The sequence below is a fragment of the Kitasatospora sp. Xyl93 genome, assembly GCF_055383135.1.
Genome location: NZ_AP029185.1, coordinates 3,466,201 through 3,482,513, shown reverse-complemented (window position 1 = coordinate 3,482,513; position 16,313 = coordinate 3,466,201). Strand labels below are relative to the sequence as shown.

Below are 16,313 nucleotides of genomic sequence, written 5' to 3'. Positions count from 1 at the left end.
CAGCGGACCATGATCTCCACCGACAACGCGCCGGCGCCGGCACCCGACGGCCCGAAGGCCGCGACGGCCGGCACCACCAAGCGGCAGCTGCCGTCGTTCATGGTCATCGGCGTGCTCAGCACGCTCTTCTGCCTCGGCCTGTACGTGGTGGCCCGCCATGTCGTCGACCCGCAGGCGGCCAACCTGATCGCCATGGCGGTGAGCGCGGTCGCCAACACCACGGCCAACCGGCGCTTCACCTTCGGCATCACCGGCTCGCAGGGCGCGGTGCGCCAGCAGCTCCAGGGCGCCGTCGCGTTCATGATCGGCCTGGGCCTGAGCAGCGGCGCGCTCGCGCTGCTGGCCCACTTCGCGCCGCACGCCTCGCGGATGGTCGAGGTCGCCGGCCTGGTCGTGGCGAACGGCCTCGCGACGGTGGCCCGGTTCGTCCTCCTCAAGGTGTGGGTCTTCAGGACCCCTTGAGGGCGAACCGGGCCACCTGGGCCTGACGTCCGTGCGGGGTCAGGGCGCGGGGACCGCGGCCCGGACGGATTCCGCGGCCTGCTCGGCCGAGGTCGGGACGACGACCTTGGAGGCCCGGCGTGCGGCCAGCGCGCGCACCGGCCGCGGCGTCCAGTCCTTCGCCTTCAGCGCGGGCTTCTCGACCAGGTACCAGGAGAGCGCGGCGAGGACGACCGTCCCGGCGAGGGACAGCAGGAGGTAGACCTTCATGCCGTACGCGTTGCCGCCGAGTGCGGCGACGGCCTGCTCCACGGTGAAGCCGTACACGTAGATGCCGTAGGAGAAGTCCCGCTTGACGCCGATCCGTTGGAACGGCCCGGGCAGCCGGACCGCCAGCCAGAAGAGCAGGTACGCGAAGGCCGGGTAGCCGAACGCGAACAGACCGCCGTAGCGCATGCTGGCGACCAGCACGACGACCGACAGCAGCGCGAGCCCGGCGTTGATCGGGATCCGCTCCTTGTACAGCTGCACCGTGGCGCCGAGCAGGAAGACGAACGACAAGTAGACGAAGTACTGCGTGTAGACCTGGCCGAAGACCGGCACGTGGAGGTAGAAGCCCATGCTGTGCGGGTTGTTGACGAAGCCGGGGGTCGTCCGCCAGTCCTCGAAGATCAGGATCCAGCCGACCAGGGCCAGCAGCGGCACCGTCTTCCTCGCGCGCAGCAGCACACCGCCGGCGGCCAGCAGGCCCATCATGACGTAGCAGAGCATCTCGTAGTCGAGCGACCAGAGGGAGCCGTTGATCCCGGGGTCGTGGTTGGTGCCGGCCCGCATGCCGTCGTCGATGACGTTCGAGATGTCGAACCCGGTCGAGAGCGAGGCGTTCCAGGCGCCCGCCAGGTAGTTCAGCGGCCCGTGCGGGTGCGACCAGTAGCCGGTGAGCGAGTCGTGGGTCCGGTAGTACAGGGCGGGCGCCACCAGCAGGACGCAGACCAGGAGGGAGGCCCAGAGCCCGGGCAGGATGCGCAGGGCGCGGTGCCAGGAGTACCGGCCGGCCGTGCTGCGCAGGGCACTTCCGGTGATCATGAACCCGGACAGCGCGAAGAAGCCGACCACCGCGAGCCGCCCGAGGTCGATCTGGCCACCGCTGAAGTGGGAGAGCGGAGCGGGCCGGCCGAATCCGAGCGGGTAGGCGTGCGAGTAGACGACGGCTACCGCGAGGGTCGTCCGGATCGCGCCGAAGCTGTTCACCCGGCCGGACAGACTGCCTCCCCTCAGCCACGCAGGGCGTCGGATGTCGACGCCCTCGCGTATGCCGTGTGAGCGTCCCGCATGGTGGGTCATGGTCCGTCCGTTCCGGCCGGCTGGGGAGCGGCCTGGGAATGGGCCTGTGATGGGGGCAGGGAGAACGGCCGAGGGGACGGATTCGCCTGCGCTCGCCCCCTCGGCCGACCGGGCCGCGCTGCTACTGCTTGAGCGAGTCCGTGTAGGCCTTGCAGGCCTGGTAGTCCGGCAGCAGGCCGTCGGCGAGCGCCTCCGCGAGGGAGGGCGCGACCGCGTCGCGGGCCGACAGCTGCGGGGCGTCGGTCGGCCACTCGATCCCGAGCTCCGGGTCCAGCGGGTGCACGCCGTGCTCGCCGGTCGGGTTGTACGTCGCCGAGCAGAGGTAGGTCAGCGTGGCGTCGTCGGTCAGGGCGCAGAAGCCGTGGCCGAGGCCCTCGGGGATGTAGACGGCCTTGCGCTCGGTGTCGTCCAGCCGGACGAACTCCCACTTGCCGAAGTTCGGCGAGCCGACCCGCAGGTCGACGATGACGTCCAGCACCGCGCCGCGGGTGCAGGCCACGTACTTGGCCTGGCCGGGCGGGACGTCGGCGAAGTGGATGCCGCGGACGACGTCCTTGGCGGAGAGCGACAGGTTCGCCTGGGCCAGGTTCAGCGGGTGGCCGACGACCTCGGCGAGGCGGTCGAAGCGGTACCACTCGGTGAAGTGGCCCCGGGCGTCGCCGTGCACCTGCGGGGTGATCTCGAAGGCGCCCTCGATGGAGAGCTCGCGGAACTTCACCGGGCGGCCTCCTCTTCGAGCAGGCCCAGCAGGTACTGGCCGTAGCCGCTCTTCAGCAGCGGCTCGGCGAGCTCGCGCAGCTGGACGTCGTCGATCAGCCCGGCCCGCCAGACGGCCTCCTCGATGCAGCCGATCTTGAAGCCCTGGCGCTCCTCGATGACCCGGACGAACTCCGAGGCCTGGACCATCGACACGAACGTGCCGGTGTCCAGCCAGGCGGTGCCGCGGTCGAGGATCGTCACGTGCAGGTCGCCGGTCTGCAGGTAGGCGTCGTTGACGGCGGTGATCTCCAGCTCGCCGCGGGCGCTCGGCTGCAGGTTGCGGGCGATCTCGACGACCCGGTTGTCGTAGAAGTACAGGCCGGGGACGGCGTAACGGGACTTGGGCTCGGCCGGCTTCTCCTCGATGGAGAGGACCTGGCCGTTCCCGTCGAACTCGACCACGCCGTACGCGGTCGGGTCGGCCACCGGGTACGCGAAGACCCGGCCGCCCTTGATGTCGGAGTGCTCGGTGAGCGCGGTGCCCAGGCCGGTGCCGTGGAAGATGTTGTCGCCGAGGATCAGGGCCACCGGCTCGTCGCCGATGAAGTCCGCGCCGAGCACGAAGGCCTGGGCGATGCCCTCGGGCTTCTCCTGGACGGCGTACTGGAGCTTCAGGCCGAACTGGGAACCGTCGCCCAGCAGCCGTTCGAACTGGTCCCGGTCGTTCGGGGTGGTGATGATCAGGATTTCGCTTATCCCGGCCATCACCAGGGTCGAGAGGGGGTAGTAGATCATCGGCTTGTCGAAGACCGGGAGGAGCTGCTTCGACACCGCACGGGTCAGGGGCCACAGCCGCGAGCCGGTGCCGCCGGCCAGGAGGATTCCACGCATGGGTGCACCTTATTCGAGAACCGTGAACGCGGGAGGGGCCGGGTCGGGAGGGCGTTCGGGCGGCGGTAGACTACGCGCATTATGCGCATCCTCGTGACCGGCGGCGCCGGATTCATCGGTTCGGAGTTCGTCCGTCAGCTCCTGGGAGCTGACGAGAACGCCCGGATCACGGTCTTTGACAAGCTCACCTACTCGGGTGTCCTGGAGAACCTGGCCCCGGTGGCAGACCACAAGGGCTACGCCTTCGTCCAGGGCGACATCTGCGACGCGGACGCCGTCGACCAGGTCATGCCCGGCCACGACGTGGTGGTGCACTTCGCCGCCGAGTCCCACGTGGACCGGTCGATCGCCGGTGCGGGCCCGTTCGTGCTGACCAACGTCGTGGGCACCCAGGTGCTGCTCGACGCGGCCCGCAAGCACGGCGTCGGCCGCTTCGTGCACATCTCCACCGACGAGGTGTACGGCTCGATCAACGAGGGCTCCTGGACCGAGACCTGGCCGCTGGAGCCGAACTCCCCGTACTCGGCCTCCAAGGCCTCCTCCGACCTGCTGGCGCTGGCCTACCACCGCACCCACGGCATGGACGTCGTGGTGACCCGCTGCTCCAACAACTACGGGCACTACCAGTTCCCGGAGAAGGTCATCCCGCTGTTCACCACCAACCTGATCGACGGCAAGAAGGTGCCGCTGTACGGCGACGGTGGCAACATCCGCGACTGGCTGCACGTCTCGGACCACTGCCGGGGCATCGAGCTGGTCATGCGCGGCGGCCGGGCCGGCGAGGTCTACAACATCGGCGGCGGCACCGAGGCCACCAACAAGGAGCTGACCGGCCTGCTGCTCGAGGCCGCCGGCGCCGGCTGGGACATGGTCGAGCACGTCGAGGACCGCAAGGGCCACGACCTCCGCTACTCGATCGACATCAGCAAGATCCGTGAGGAGCTCGGCTACGAGCCGCAGGTCCGCTTCGAGGACGGCCTCGCCGCGACCATCGCGTGGTACCGCGAGAACCGCGCCTGGTGGGAGCCGCTGAAGCAGAAGGCGGCCCTGGCCAAGTGACCGCGAACGCCGCCGCGCCCGTGCGCTGGCTGGTCACCGGCGCGGCCGGGATGCTCGGTCGGGACCTGCTGTCGGTGCTGGGCGCCGACGCGACCGCCGAGGTCACCGCGCTGCGCCGGGCGGACCTCGACATCACCGACGCGGCGGCCGTCCAGGCCGCCGTCGAGGGCCACGACATCGTGGTCAACTGCGCCGCGTGGACGAACGTCGACGCGGCGGAGACCGAGGAGGACGCCGCCACCGCCGTCAACGGCACCGGTGTGCGCCACCTGGCCGCGGCCTGCGCCAAGAGCGGCGCACGGCTGCTGCACGTCTCCACCGACTACGTCCTGCCGGGCGACGCCACCGAGCCCTGCCCGGAGGACGCCCCGACCGCGCCGGTGAACGCGTACGGCCGCGGCAAGCTGGTGGGGGAGCGGGCGGTCGCCGAACTGCTCCCCGAGCACGGCTACGTCGTGCGCACCGCCTGGCTGTACGGCGAGCACGGCCCGAACTTCGTGGCCACCATGCTCAAGCTCGCCGCCCAGCGGGACACCCTGGACGTGGTGGACGACCAGCACGGCCAGCCGACCTGGTCGTACGCGCTGGCCGGCCGCCTGGTCGAGCTCGGCCGGGCCGCGCTCGCCGGGCGGGCCCCGGCCGGGGTCTACCACGGCACCGCGAGCGGCCGCACCACCTGGTGCGGACTGGCCCGCGAGAGCTACGCGCTGAGCGGGCTGGACCCGGAGCGGATCCGCCCGACCACGTCGGAGGCCTTCGTCCGCCCGGCCGCCCGTCCGGCCTTCAGCGTGCTGGCCCACGACCGCTGGGCCGCCGCCGGACTGGCGCCGCTGCCCGAGTGGCGGGCCATGCTGGCCGAGGCCCTCGCCCGGCCCGTCTTCGCCGAACTGGCCGCCACGGCCCGGAGCACCGAGAGCGACAGACCTCAGTGAAGAAAGCACTGACGAAGGTGGCTGCCGCGCTACCGCCGGGAACCCTGGCGGTGGCCGGCGGCACCGTCGTCCTGGGCGCCGCCTCCTACATCCACCTCGGGGTGGCGGGCCACAGCCTGTCCGTCGACGACATGGCGAACGTCTCCCTGCTGTGGACGATCGTGATGTCCGTCGGCATCGGCGTCTTCTTCCCGATCGAGCAGGAGCTCACCCGGATCGTCGCCGCCCGCGCCGCGCTCGGCCACGGCGCCGCGCCGGTGCTGCGCCGGGCGACCCTGCTCACCGGCGGGATCCTCGCGGCGACCCTGGCCGTCCTCGGCGCCGCCTCCGGCCCGATCGCCCGGTCGATGTTCCACGGCGACCGCTCGCTGGTGCTGGCCCTCGGCGGGGCCTTCACCGGCATGGCCGTCTGCTACCTCACCCGCGGCGTGCTGGCCGGCCTCGGCCGCTTCGGCGCGTACGGTACCCAGCTCGGCCTGGACGGCGGCCTGCGGATCGGCCTGGCCTTCGCCTTCGGCGTGGCCGGGGTGCACTCGGCGCTCGCGTTCAGCCTGATCCTGGCCGTCTCGCCGATCCTCGCCACGATCGTCACCCTGCCGCCGCTGCTGCGCGCGGTGAAGCCCGGCGAGCAGGTCGGCTGGTCCGAACTCTGCTCCGGGCTGGGCCTGTTGATCTGCTCGACGCTGCTCTCGCAGGTCGTGGTGAACGCGGCCGTGGTGAGCACCAAGCTGCTCGCGCCCTCCGACTCCGCGCTGATCGCCGCCCTGCTCAACGCGCTGGTCCTGGCCCGGGTGCCGCTGTTCGTCTTCGGTTCGCTCCAGGCCTCGCTGCTCAACGGCCTCTCCGCCGCGATCGCGGTCGGGGACCGGGCCGCCTTCACCGGGATGCTCAAGAAGATCGGCGCCGTGGTGGGCGCGCTGGGCCTGCTCGGCGGGATCCCGGCGGTCGCCCTCGGCCCGTGGCTGATCCAGGTACTGTTCGGCGCCAAGCCGGTGCTCGGCTGCCTCGACTTCTTCTGGCTGTCCGCCGGAACCGTGGCGTACATGTTCGCGATGGTGCTCGGCCAGGCGCTGATGGTATTCAAGCGGCACAACCTGCAGCTGCTCTGCTGGGCGGTCGGCACCGCGGTCCTCGCCGGGGTGACCTTCCTGCCCGGCGAGGTGTCCACCCGCGTGATCCTTGCGTACACGGCGGGTTCCGTGGCCACCGTCCTCGGTATGCTGGCGGTCCTGAGGCAGAGTTTCGCCCGTTCGGCGACGATTTCCGCGGGCCCCCTCCAGCAGTCGGGGGACCCGGACGCCGCGGTGTTGAGCAGCCGGACGGCCGGTGACTGACCGTGTCCGCCCCTCATCTTCAGATCGCCGCGCAGCAGCGCGGGCCAGACCCCATTCATGGAGCCTCCGTGTCCCAGTACGACGATGTTTGGCTGGTGATCCCGGCCTACAACGAGGGCCAGGTGATCGCCGACGTTGTGGAGGGGGCGCGAAAGACGTTCCCGAACATCGTGGTGGTCGATGACGGCAGCGGCGACGACTCGGCCAAGCACATCATGGAGACGGGCGCGCACCTGGTGCGCCACCCGGTCAACCTCGGCCAGGGTGCCGCCCTCCAGACCGGCCTCGCCTACGCCCTGGCCCAGCCGGGCGCCAAGTACTTCGCCACCTTCGACGCGGACGGTCAGCACCAGACCGCCGACGTCGAGAAGATGGTCGCCCTGCTGCGGGAGGGCGACGTGGACGTGGTCCTGGGCTCGCGCTTCATCGAGCAGAACGGGCAGGTGCCGTGGATCAAGCGGGTCGTCCTGCGCACCGCGGCGACCGTCAGCCCGACCGCTCGCAAGCTCAAGCTGACCGACGCCCACAACGGCCTGCGGGTGCTGAACCGCGAGGCCGCGGCCCGGCTGCGGATCACCATGAACGGCATGGCGCACGCGTCGGAGATCGTCAGCTACCTCGCCGGCTCGGACCTCCGGGTCGCCGAACTCCCGGTGGACATCCTGTACACCGACTACTCACGCGCCAAGGGTCAGTCCCTGATCAACGGCGTCAACATCATCTTCGACATCTCGCTGCGGGAGCGTAGCCGCCGATGAAATTCTTCTGGATCCAGCTGGTTCTCATTCTCGGCTCGGTCACTCTCGCCTTCATGTTCATCCGGCGTTGGGACCGTGCCAACACCCGCGCCTGGAAGCGCATCGCGTTCTCGGTCTTCGTGCTCGTGAACATCTACGCGGTGCTGCGTCCCACCGACGTGACCTGGCTGGCCCACCAGCTCGGCGTCGGCCGCGGCACCGACCTGGTGCTGTACGTGATGGTGCTGGCGATGGGCTTCCTGACCCTGAACACCTTCCTGCGCTTCCGCTCGCTGGAGAAGAAGCTCACCGACCTGGCGCGCACCGTGGCGATCAACGAGGGCGCCCGCCTGAACGAGGAGCGCTTCGACCTGGACCTGCCGGTCTCGGCGCCGGTCGACCGCAGCAAGGCCTGATCCCGTGGCGACCTTCGAGTTCATGCTGCCGTACTACGGCGACGTGGCACTGATGCAGGCCGCGGTGCGGAGCATCCTCGCGCAGACCGACCGGGACTTCCGGCTGACCGTCATCGACGACGGCAAGGAGCCGGACGTCCCGGGCTGGTTCGCCGAGCTCGGCGACGACCGGGTGAGCTACCTGCGCAACGAGCGGAACCTCGGCATCACCAAGAACTTCCAGAAGTGCGTGGAGCTGTCGACGGCCGACCACGTGGTCATCATGGGCTGCGACGACCTGCTGCACCCGCACTACCTGGAGACCGTCCGGGCGATCGTCAAGGACAACCCGGACCTGGGCATGGTGCAGCCGGGCGTCGAGGTCATCGACGGCAACGGCGAGGTCAGCCGGTCCGGCCTGGCGGACAACGTCAAGGAGAAGATCTACGCGCCGACCGTCAAGGGCCGGCGGCTGATGGGCGGCGAGGAGCTGGCCGCGAGCGTGCTGCGCGGCAACTGGCTCTACTTCCCGTCGATCTGCTGGCGGGGCGAGGCGCTGCGCGCGGTCAACTTCCGCGACGAGTACTCGGTGATCCAGGACCTGGCCCTGGTGGTCGACCTGCTGGAGCGCGGCGAGCAGATGATGGTGGACAACACCACCGTCGTCTTCCAGTACCGCCGGCACGCCGTCAGCGAGTCCTCGGTGCAGGCCTTCTCCGGTACCCGGTTCACCGAGGCGGAGCGGTACTTCAACGCGGTGGCCGAGCGGATGGACGCCCGCGGCTGGCCGAAGGCCGCCCGTGCGGCCCGGTTCCGCAGCGCCTCCCGCCTGCACGCGCTGACCATGCTGCCGGGCGCGCTGAAGCGCGGCCAGCGGGCCGGCGCCAAGGTCCTGGTCCGCCACGCGCTGACCGGGGGAGAGCGGCACTGACCGCTCGGAAGTCCTGATACGGCACTGGGCCGGTAGTCCGAACTCGGACTACCGGCCCAGTGCCGTTCGTGGTTCGGCGAGGATCACTCGGGCAGGTCCGCGGAGAACCCGGGGAGCAGTCCGTTCTTGCGCGGGTAGGGGTTGACCTTCGGGCAGATCAGTTTCCCGAGGTCGACCTTCGGGTCCGAAGGGTTCAGAAGTCCCGGGGCGTCGACGCACTTGGGCGCGTAGCGGGAGCAGTGCCCCTTGGTGTCGGCGGTGGTCTGCGAGATCCAGGCCAGCATGCCGGTGCCCTCGTGCGGGTCGGGCATGTACTTGCTGGCGGTGGCGGAGCCGGCCATGCCGAAGAGCAGGCCCAGGGCGCAGACGGCGCCGATGGCCACTGCGCGCGGGTTGAGGCGCAGCGGGAGGCGGCGGCCGGACTCCTCGGCCGGCTCGGCGGCGGGGGCCGGGACGGCGTTCCGGCGGCGGGCGATCAGGTAGCACGCCAGGCCGACCAGCACCAGCAGGCAGTAGAACAGTTGCGCGCTGGTGCGCGGATAGAGCATGACCGCCTGGTCGCGCTCCATGTGGGAGGCGTACCAGTAGCGCATCAGCAGGGCGCTCGCGGTGCAGGCGGCGGCGGTCAGGACGACGGCCCGGCCGATCCCGAGGGCCAGCGCCACGCCCAGACCCACCAGCAGCAGGATCGTGAAGAGGCCGACCCCGCCGAGCTCGCCGGGGACCGGCCAGGTGCTCTGGCCGTCGGTGCCGGGGAGGTCGTCGCGCCACATCGTGAAGTAGGTCGGCTCGGTGTAGGTGTCGAAGTAGCAGTAGCGGTCGACCGTGCTACCCGCGGACCCGAGCAGTCGGACCAGGTAGAGGGAGGAGACGGCCAGGAAGACCCCGGCGGCGGCGCCGATCGCGGACAGGGCGTTGAGCAGGCCGGACGTCCCGCCGGCGCGGCGCGCACGCAGCAGCAGTACCACGGTGAGCACCACCACGCCGGCCGCGGACCACACGAACCAGCCGGAGTAGAGGAGGAACAGCAGCCCGATCCCGAGGCCGAGCACGGCCCCGCGGACGGCGGCGGTGCGGCGCGGGAGCTCCGGGGCGCGCTGGAGGAGCTGCATCAGCTTCGCCAGCACGGGGAGGAAGGCGACGAGCACGAAGGTGGTGTACGGCTTGTACGGCTGTGCCATCGGCAGCGCGGCGGTGACGCCGATGCCGAGCGCCCACAGCGGCGGCAGCAGCAGCCGCCAGGACAGGTAGGCGAGCGGGCCGAGCAGCGCGACGAACAGCAGGTCGGCGAGCTTGAGCGCATAGCCGATGTCCCCGTGGGTGACGTGCTCGGCGACGAAGGCGACGATGTGCGGGAACATGGGCGGGTAGGCGCCGTCGAGGGGCTTGCCCTCCATCAGGGCGTTGACCCAGGCCTGGAGGCTGCCGGAGTCACCCGACTGGGCGTACAGCGGCCAGTTGGTGTCGCGCAGGGCGAGCGAGACGCCGGCCGCCAGGACGCCGGAGGACAGGCCCGCGACCGCCGCGGCGGCGAACCGGACCGGGGTGTCCGCCCAGCGGCGCATCGCCGGCACCAGGACCAGGACGACGACGCCGAGCAGCAGCAGGAGCCGGAGCTGGAGCGCCGCGAGGCCGCTGACCTGGCCGATCCTTGACATCGGGTTCAGCTCGATGGACGTCGCCAGGCCCGTCATCAGCAGGGCCGCCGCGACCGCGGTCAGGATCTCCGCCGTCCAGAGGACGGCGGAGAGGCGCAGAGCGGCTGCCCGTCTCTTTCGGCTGGACGGTATGTCCTGCTGCATGCCCGGGGTGGAGGCGGGCTGCACGCTCGTCGTCACTGTTCGGTCCTTCTGCTCTTCCGCAGCGATCCGGTGCGGAGGCGGTGTGTGTTTCGGTGGCCGGACACTGCGATTCTGCCAGCACCCCGGTCGGCGGATCCGCAGGGGCTGAACCGCCGTTCCCGAGCCGGTCGTTGTCGTCCGCAGGGAAAGGAGCGCGTTGGCTCCGGCCGATCACCGCGTGGCACACTGCCGATGCGCTTCGACGAGCGGTGGACAGGAACCGTGGCGCGCCCGTCCGGAGCCCCATGGCGGGATCGTCCACTCACACAAGTAGGGAAGTGTCTCGGTGCAGCCGCTGATCGACTCTGCCCACACGTCCGACGGGCCGGGCCGGGGTGAGGACGGCGGCAGGAGCGCGCCGGACACCTGGGCCCCGGCCCTGCCGCCCCGGCTGCGGGCGCTGGCCGCCCACCGCTGGTTCTGGCCGGTGGCGCTGCTGCTCGGGTACGGCGGGCAGGTGGCGTTCCGCCTGCTGCTGTCCGTCCACAACTACTTCCCGTCGGTGCACGCCGACGAGGACTCCTACCTGGTGATCGCGCGGGTGCTGGCCGGCCGGCCGCCCACCGAGATGCCGGTCGGCGTGGTGATCCCCGGCGGGTACCCGCTGCTGATCGCGCCGGCGCTGCGGATCGCCGACAACCCGGCCACCGCGTACCACCTGGTGATGGGCATCAACGCGCTGCTCAACGCGCTGGTGTTCCCGCTCGCCGTGGCGGCGGCGCGCCGGGTGGGCCTGTCCCGGCCGCAGGCGTACCTGGTGGGCACCGCCGTGGCGCTGGTGCCGCCGGTGGTCTTCTATTCCCAGTTCGTCATGTCGGACACCGTGCTCCCGGTGCTGCTGCTGGCCTGGCTGCTCGCGATGCACGGCTGGCTGTCGCCCGGGTCGGCGCGCCGCCGGGCGCTGTACGCGGCGGGGATGGGCCTGGCGGCCGGCTACACCATGGCCACCCACGACCGCGGCGGCGTGGTCGTGGCGCTGACCGCGCTGGCGCTGGTGGTGGCGCTGGCCGTCGGCTGGGCGCCGCGGCTCGCCTCGCTGGCCGGCGTCGGCACGCTTGGGGCGTCGTACCTGGGCGCCAAGCTGCTGGCGGGCTTCGTCGAGAGCCGGTTCAAGGACGTGCCGCCGAGCACCGTCGGCAACAAGGTCTTCGAGAACCTCGAGAACAGCGACTACCTCGGCACGATCGTCGCCCGCACCTTCGGGCAGCTGTGGTACTTCATGGTCTCCACGTACGGCTTCGGGGCGGTCGCCTTCGTGCTGTGCGTGGTGGTGGTGTTCCGCCGCCGGTACTCGGTGCCCGAGCGGGTGGTGGCCTTCACCATGCTGGCCCTGCTGTTCGGCACCGCGCTGGCCTCCGCGGCCGCCCTGGCGGACAGCGGTCGGACCGACAACTGGGTGTACGCCCGGTACTGCGCGGTGCTGGTGCCGATGTTCCTGGTGGTCGGCCTGGCCGCGCTGTGGCGGGCCGGGGTGCGTGCGCTGCTGTGGCTGGCGCTGGCCGGCACGGTGGTGATCGGGATCATCCAGCTGTCCGTGGGCGCGTACGCGGGCGCCGTGCTCAAGCTCTGGGTCAGCCCGTGGACCGTGCCGGACGCGATGTTCCTGGCGTCGACCTGGGACGGCCTGCACATGGCCCGGACGAGCTTCGGCGCGCTGGCGGTGCTGGGCGCGTGCCTGCTGCTGCGGGTGGCCGGCGGGCGCCGGGTGGTCGCCGCGGTGGTGGCCTGCGTGACGCTGTTCGCCGCCTACGCGACCATCGCCGTCACCGACAACGTCTCCGAGCCGCACGCCAAGGAGCGCAAGTACCAGGCGGTCGGCGTGGCCAAGGAGGCCGGGCTGCGCAAGGGCGACAACGTCGTCCTGGACCTGGACCTCGACTGGGACACCCGGATGGCGATGGCCTACGAGGTCTACTGGGGCCGGGTCTGGTCGGACGACCTGAAGGACGGCTCCACCCCGCCGGAGAAGGCCACCGCGTACCTGGCGGCGACGTCCTCCCGCAAGGACGCCCCGCCGGAGGCCAGCTGGCCGGAGCCGAAGCCGGGCTGGCACATCGCGAAGCACAACAAGGAGCGCGGCTGGGTGCTCTGGCGCAAGGGCTGACCAGGGCTTCACCCGATCGGGGCCGGTGGGGAACACCTCACCGGCCCCGATTGGCATCCGGGCTGCTCCATGTGGCAGTATGTCCAAGTTGCTCGGTTGAGTGCCGATGCTGCGCGCCTCCCGCCGGGAGGACCGGAAGCGAGTCCCATGTACTCGTCGTTCCCGTGATGGCCGTCAAGCGTGAGTTCTACGCCACGGCAGCTGCGGGGCGAAAGTACGGGAATCTTCCGGGAAGCGTGTGCGGGGTCTCGACCCGGCACCCCCCACCCCGAAAGTTTGAAACCGACGAAGTACTTCGCCGGTTTTTTGCAAGCGCGAGTGCGACACGCCCGAGCGCGGGGGTCGGAGGGGCAGTCGTGAAGTAACTAAGGACAAAGGACTACTGAGTAGCCATGGCGGGACAGAAGATCCGCATCCGGCTCAAGGCCTACGACCACGAGGTCATCGACTCCTCGGCGAAGAAGATCGTCGAGACGGTGATCCGTACTGGTGCGCAGGTCGCAGGCCCGGTGCCGCTGCCCACTGAGAAGAACGTGTACTGCGTCATCCGCTCGCCGCACAAGTACAAGGACTCGCGCGAGCACTTCGAGATGCGTACTCACAAGCGTCTGATCGACATCCTCGACCCCACGCCGAAGACGGTTGACTCGCTGATGCGTCTCGACCTGCCGGCGGGCGTCGACATCGAGATCAAGCTCTGAGAGGCGCACCGAAGATGGCTAAGCAGATTAAGGGCATCCTGGGCGAGAAGCTCGGCATGACCCAGGTCTGGGACGAGAACAACCGGGTCGTTCCGGTGACCGTCGTCAAGGCTGGGCCGAATGTCGTGACCCAGGTCCACACCGCCGACAGCCCGGCCGGCTACGACGCCGTCCAGATCGGCTTCGGCGAGATCGACCCCCGCAAGGTGAACAAGCCCCTCGCGGGCCACTTCGCCAAGGCCGGTGTCACCCCGCGCCGTCACCTGGTCGAGCTCCGTACCTCGGACGCGTCCGAGTACACCCTGGGCCAGGAGATCACCGCCGAGCTGTTCGAGGCGGGTGTCAAGGTCGACGTGACCGGCACCTCCAAGGGCAAGGGCTTCGCCGGTGTCATGAAGCGCCACAACTTCCGTGGTCTCGGCGCCGGTCACGGCACCCAGCGCAAGCACCGCTCGCCCGGTTCCATCGGTGGCTGCGCCACCCCGGGCCGTGTGTTCAAGGGCCTGCGCATGGCTGGTCGGATGGGCCACGAGCGTGTGACCACCCAGAACCTGACCGTGCACGCGGTCGACGCGGAGAAGGGTCTGCTGCTCATCAAGGGCGCCGTCCCGGGCCCGAACGGCGGCCTCGTCCTCGTCCGCACCGCGGCGAAGGGGCTGTGAAGGATATGAGCACCATTGACATCCTGTCGCCGGCTGGCGACAAGACCGGCAGCATCGAGCTGCCGGCCGAGATCTTCGACGCGAAGGTCAGCGTTCCGCTGATGCACCAGGTCGTCGTGGCGCAGCTCGCTGCGGCCCGTCAGGGCACCCACAAGACCAAGACTCGTGGCGAGGTCCGCGGCGGCGGCAAGAAGCCGTACCGCCAGAAGGGCACCGGCCGCGCCCGTCAGGGCTCGACCCGTGCGCCGCAGTTCGCCGGCGGTGGCGTCGTGCACGGTCCCGTGCCGCGCGACTACTCGCAGCGGACCCCGAAGAAGATGATCGCCGCCGCCCTGCGCGGTGCGCTCACCGACCGGGCCCGCCACAACCGCATTCACGTCGTCACCGGCGTGACCGCGACCGAGGCGCCGTCGACCAAGGCCGCCAAGAGCCTGTTCGGCAAGATCACCGAGCGCAAGAACGTCCTCCTGGTCGTCGAGCGCGAGGACGAGCTGGGCCTGAAGTCCGCTCGCAACCTGCCGCACGTGCACATCCTGGACGCCGGTCAGCTGAACACCTACGACGTGCTCGTCTCCGACGATGTGGTCTTCACCCAGGCCGCCTTCGAGCGTTTCGTGGCCGGTCCGGCCGCGTCCGCCAAGGCCGTTGCCGCTGAGGGCGAGCTCGAAGGGAGCGCCGCCTGATGAGCGACGTTACGAGCAAGACGTTCACGGACCCCCGTGACGTCCTGGTGAAGCCGGTCATCTCCGAGAAGAGCTACAGCCTTCTCGACGAGAACAAGTACACGTTCATCGTGTCGCCGGGCGCCAACAAGACCCAGATCAAGCAGGCCGTCGAGGCGGTCTTCTCGGTCAAGGTCGAGGCTGTCAACACGATCAACCGTCAGGGCAAGCGCAAGCGCTCCAAGACGGGCTTTGGCAAGCGCAAGGACACCAAGCGCGCCATCGTGACGCTGGCCGAGGGCAACCGCATCGACATCTTCGGTGGTCCGGTCTCCTGAATAGGGAGATCGTGATCGTCGATTAGGACGAGGACGAGAGAGCCAAATGGGCATCCGCAAGTACAAGCCGACTACGCCGGGCCGTCGTGGCTCCAGCGTGGCCGACTTCGTAGAAATCACGCGGTCCACTCCGGAGAAGTCGCTGGTTCGCCCGCTGCACAGCAAGGGCGGCCGTAACAACGCCGGTCGTGTCACCGCTCGCCACCAGGGTGGCGGTCACAAGCGCGCCTACCGCGTGATCGACTTCCGTCGTCACGACAAGGACGGCGTGCCGGCCAAGGTCGCGCACATCGAGTACGACCCGAACCGCACCGCGCGCATCGCGCTCCTGCACTACGCGGACGGCGAGAAGCGCTACATCATCGCGCCGCGCGGCATCGCGCAGGGTGACCGGATCGAGAACGGCGCTGGCGCCGACATCAAGCCGGGCAACAACCTGCCGCTGCGCAACATCCCGGTCGGTACCACCATCCACGCGGTGGAGCTGCGTCCCGGTGGCGGTGCCAAGCTGGCCCGCTCGGCCGGTTCCGGCATCCAGCTGCTGGCGCGTGAGGGCAAGATGGCGCACCTGCGCATGCCCTCCGGTGAGATCCGCCTGGTCGACGCGCGCTGCCGCGCCACCGTCGGCGAGGTCGGCAACGCCGAGCAGTCGAACATCAACTGGGGCAAGGCCGGCCGCATGCGCTGGAAGGGCGTCCGCCCGACCGTGCGTGGTGTCGCCATGAACCCGATCGACCACCCGCACGGTGGTGGTGAGGGTAAGACCTCCGGTGGTCGCCACCCGGTCTCGCCGTGGGGTAAGCCCGAGGGCCGTACCCGTCGCCCGAACAAGGCGTCGGACAAGCTCATCGTGCGCCGCCGCAAGACCAACAAGAAGCGCTAGGAGCAGGTCAGATGCCGCGCAGTCTTAAGAAGGGCCCCTTCATCGACGGCCACCTCATCAAGAAGGTGGACGCTCAGAACGAGGCGGGTACCCAGAACGTCATCAAGACCTGGTCCCGTCGTTCCGTGATCTCCCCGAGCATGCTCGGCCACACGATCGCGGTTCACGATGGCCGTAAGCACGTCCCGGTGTTCGTCACCGAGTCGATGGTCGGCCACAAGCTCGGCGAGTTCGCTCCGACCCGCACCTTCCGTGGCCACGTGAAGGAAGACCGGAAGTCGAAGCGTCGCTAGAAGGCCCATCTGTGGCCACTGGCCACGGGCTGAGCTTGCGCGCCAAAAAGACTCAATGACTTACTC

Annotated in this window: 18 protein-coding genes; 14 read left to right on the top strand and 4 right to left on the bottom strand. The window is 70.1% G+C overall.

What is annotated here, in order from left to right:
• Window positions 1-9 precede the first annotated feature (9 nt).
• Complete coding sequence (locus ACZ5GH_RS15455; protein ID WP_464334502.1) at window positions 10-462, top strand: GtrA family protein; 453 nt, start codon at window positions 10-12, stop codon at window positions 460-462.
• A 39-nt stretch (window positions 463-501) separates the two neighbouring features.
• Here ACZ5GH_RS15455 and ACZ5GH_RS15450 read toward each other — a convergent pair whose 3' ends face one another.
• The 3 genes from ACZ5GH_RS15450 to rfbA all read right to left on the bottom strand — a co-directional run bounded on the left by ACZ5GH_RS15450 (window position 502) and on the right by rfbA (window position 3,375).
• On the bottom strand, window positions 502-1,692 hold the full coding sequence (locus tag ACZ5GH_RS15450; protein WP_464334501.1) for an acyltransferase family protein: 1,191 nt from the start codon (window positions 1,690-1,692) through the stop codon (window positions 502-504).
• Between the two features lie 214 nt (window positions 1,693-1,906).
• Window positions 1,907-2,503, bottom strand: a complete 597-nt coding sequence (gene rfbC, locus ACZ5GH_RS15445) for a dTDP-4-dehydrorhamnose 3,5-epimerase (RefSeq protein WP_464334500.1) — start codon at window positions 2,501-2,503, stop codon at window positions 1,907-1,909.
• Window positions 2,500-3,375, bottom strand: coding sequence for a glucose-1-phosphate thymidylyltransferase RfbA (gene rfbA, locus ACZ5GH_RS15440; protein WP_387756316.1), 876 nt, complete (start codon window positions 3,373-3,375; stop codon window positions 2,500-2,502). The genes rfbC and rfbA overlap by 4 nt, the downstream gene beginning before the upstream one ends.
• Before the next feature lie 81 nt (window positions 3,376-3,456).
• Here rfbA and rfbB point away from each other — a divergent pair, with 81 nt between their 5' ends.
• The 6 genes from rfbB to ACZ5GH_RS15410 all read left to right on the top strand — a co-directional run bounded on the left by rfbB (window position 3,457) and on the right by ACZ5GH_RS15410 (window position 8,763).
• Complete coding sequence (gene rfbB / locus ACZ5GH_RS15435) at window positions 3,457-4,434, top strand: dTDP-glucose 4,6-dehydratase (RefSeq protein WP_387756318.1); 978 nt, start codon at window positions 3,457-3,459, stop codon at window positions 4,432-4,434.
• Window positions 4,431-5,366, top strand: coding sequence for a dTDP-4-dehydrorhamnose reductase (rfbD, locus tag ACZ5GH_RS15430; protein ID WP_464334499.1), 936 nt, complete (start codon window positions 4,431-4,433; stop codon window positions 5,364-5,366). Before rfbB ends, rfbD begins: the two co-directional genes overlap by 4 nt.
• A 17-nt stretch (window positions 5,367-5,383) precedes the next feature.
• On the top strand, window positions 5,384-6,700 hold the full coding sequence (locus ACZ5GH_RS15425; RefSeq protein ID WP_387756322.1) for a lipopolysaccharide biosynthesis protein: 1,317 nt from the start codon (window positions 5,384-5,386) through the stop codon (window positions 6,698-6,700).
• 68 nt (window positions 6,701-6,768) lie between these two features.
• Complete coding sequence (locus ACZ5GH_RS15420) at window positions 6,769-7,458, top strand: glycosyltransferase family 2 protein (RefSeq protein ID WP_387756324.1); 690 nt, start codon at window positions 6,769-6,771, stop codon at window positions 7,456-7,458.
• Window positions 7,455-7,853: a DUF2304 domain-containing protein gene (locus ACZ5GH_RS15415; protein ID WP_188301641.1), complete on the top strand. Its 399-nt coding sequence runs from the start codon at window positions 7,455-7,457 to the stop codon at window positions 7,851-7,853. The genes ACZ5GH_RS15420 and ACZ5GH_RS15415 overlap by 4 nt, the downstream gene beginning before the upstream one ends.
• A gap of 4 nt (window positions 7,854-7,857) precedes the next feature.
• A complete protein-coding gene (locus tag ACZ5GH_RS15410; protein ID WP_387756327.1) occupies window positions 7,858-8,763 on the top strand; it encodes a glycosyltransferase family 2 protein in 906 nt (301 codons plus the stop codon).
• An 83-nt stretch (window positions 8,764-8,846) separates the two neighbouring features.
• Here the strand turns inward: ACZ5GH_RS15410 and ACZ5GH_RS15405 are convergent, their stop codons facing one another.
• Window positions 8,847-10,601, bottom strand: a complete 1,755-nt coding sequence (locus tag ACZ5GH_RS15405) for a hypothetical protein (RefSeq protein ID WP_464334498.1) — start codon at window positions 10,599-10,601, stop codon at window positions 8,847-8,849.
• A gap of 289 nt (window positions 10,602-10,890) precedes the next feature.
• On the opposite strand from ACZ5GH_RS15405, the gene ACZ5GH_RS15400 reads away from it, so the two are divergent.
• From ACZ5GH_RS15400 to rpsS, 7 genes are all read left to right on the top strand, one after another.
• Window positions 10,891-12,708, top strand: a complete 1,818-nt coding sequence (locus tag ACZ5GH_RS15400; RefSeq protein WP_464334497.1) for a hypothetical protein — start codon at window positions 10,891-10,893, stop codon at window positions 12,706-12,708.
• A gap of 392 nt (window positions 12,709-13,100) precedes the next feature.
• On the top strand, window positions 13,101-13,409 hold the full coding sequence (rpsJ, locus tag ACZ5GH_RS15395) for a 30S ribosomal protein S10 (RefSeq protein WP_012785157.1): 309 nt from the start codon (window positions 13,101-13,103) through the stop codon (window positions 13,407-13,409).
• Between the two features lie 14 nt (window positions 13,410-13,423).
• Window positions 13,424-14,071, top strand: coding sequence for a 50S ribosomal protein L3 (gene rplC / locus ACZ5GH_RS15390; protein WP_153460994.1), 648 nt, complete (start codon window positions 13,424-13,426; stop codon window positions 14,069-14,071).
• Between the two features lie 5 nt (window positions 14,072-14,076).
• Window positions 14,077-14,754, top strand: a complete 678-nt coding sequence (rplD, locus tag ACZ5GH_RS15385; RefSeq protein ID WP_097237486.1) for a 50S ribosomal protein L4 — start codon at window positions 14,077-14,079, stop codon at window positions 14,752-14,754.
• Window positions 14,754-15,071 carry a 50S ribosomal protein L23 gene (rplW, locus tag ACZ5GH_RS15380; RefSeq protein WP_030280768.1) on the top strand — a complete coding sequence of 106 codons (318 nt, stop codon included), beginning with the start codon at window positions 14,754-14,756 and terminating at the stop codon, window positions 15,069-15,071. The genes rplD and rplW overlap by 1 nt, the downstream gene beginning before the upstream one ends.
• Before the next feature lie 46 nt (window positions 15,072-15,117).
• Window positions 15,118-15,954: a 50S ribosomal protein L2 gene (gene rplB / locus ACZ5GH_RS15375; protein ID WP_030232466.1), complete on the top strand. Its 837-nt coding sequence runs from the start codon at window positions 15,118-15,120 to the stop codon at window positions 15,952-15,954.
• Between the two features lie 11 nt (window positions 15,955-15,965).
• Window positions 15,966-16,247 carry a 30S ribosomal protein S19 gene (gene rpsS / locus ACZ5GH_RS15370; RefSeq protein WP_030280772.1) on the top strand — a complete coding sequence of 94 codons (282 nt, stop codon included), beginning with the start codon at window positions 15,966-15,968 and terminating at the stop codon, window positions 16,245-16,247.
• Window positions 16,248-16,313 lie beyond the last annotated feature (66 nt).

Coding starts and splice junctions, on each gene's coding strand:
- rplB (WP_030232466.1), top strand. CDS start 15,118: ATGGGCATCCGCAAGTACAAGCCGACTACGCCGGGCCGTCGTGGCTCC.
- rplW (WP_030280768.1), top strand. CDS start 14,754: ATGAGCGACGTTACGAGCAAGACGTTCACGGACCCCCGTGACGTCCTG.
- ACZ5GH_RS15415 (WP_188301641.1), top strand. CDS start 7,455: ATGAAATTCTTCTGGATCCAGCTGGTTCTCATTCTCGGCTCGGTCACT.
- ACZ5GH_RS15455 (WP_464334502.1), top strand. CDS start 10: ATGATCTCCACCGACAACGCGCCGGCGCCGGCACCCGACGGCCCGAAG.
- rfbA (WP_387756316.1), bottom strand. CDS start 3,375: ATGCGTGGAATCCTCCTGGCCGGCGGCACCGGCTCGCGGCTGTGGCCC.
- rpsS (WP_030280772.1), top strand. CDS start 15,966: ATGCCGCGCAGTCTTAAGAAGGGCCCCTTCATCGACGGCCACCTCATC.
- rplC (WP_153460994.1), top strand. CDS start 13,424: ATGGCTAAGCAGATTAAGGGCATCCTGGGCGAGAAGCTCGGCATGACC.
- rpsJ (WP_012785157.1), top strand. CDS start 13,101: ATGGCGGGACAGAAGATCCGCATCCGGCTCAAGGCCTACGACCACGAG.
- rplD (WP_097237486.1), top strand. CDS start 14,077: ATGAGCACCATTGACATCCTGTCGCCGGCTGGCGACAAGACCGGCAGC.
- rfbB (WP_387756318.1), top strand. CDS start 3,457: ATGCGCATCCTCGTGACCGGCGGCGCCGGATTCATCGGTTCGGAGTTC.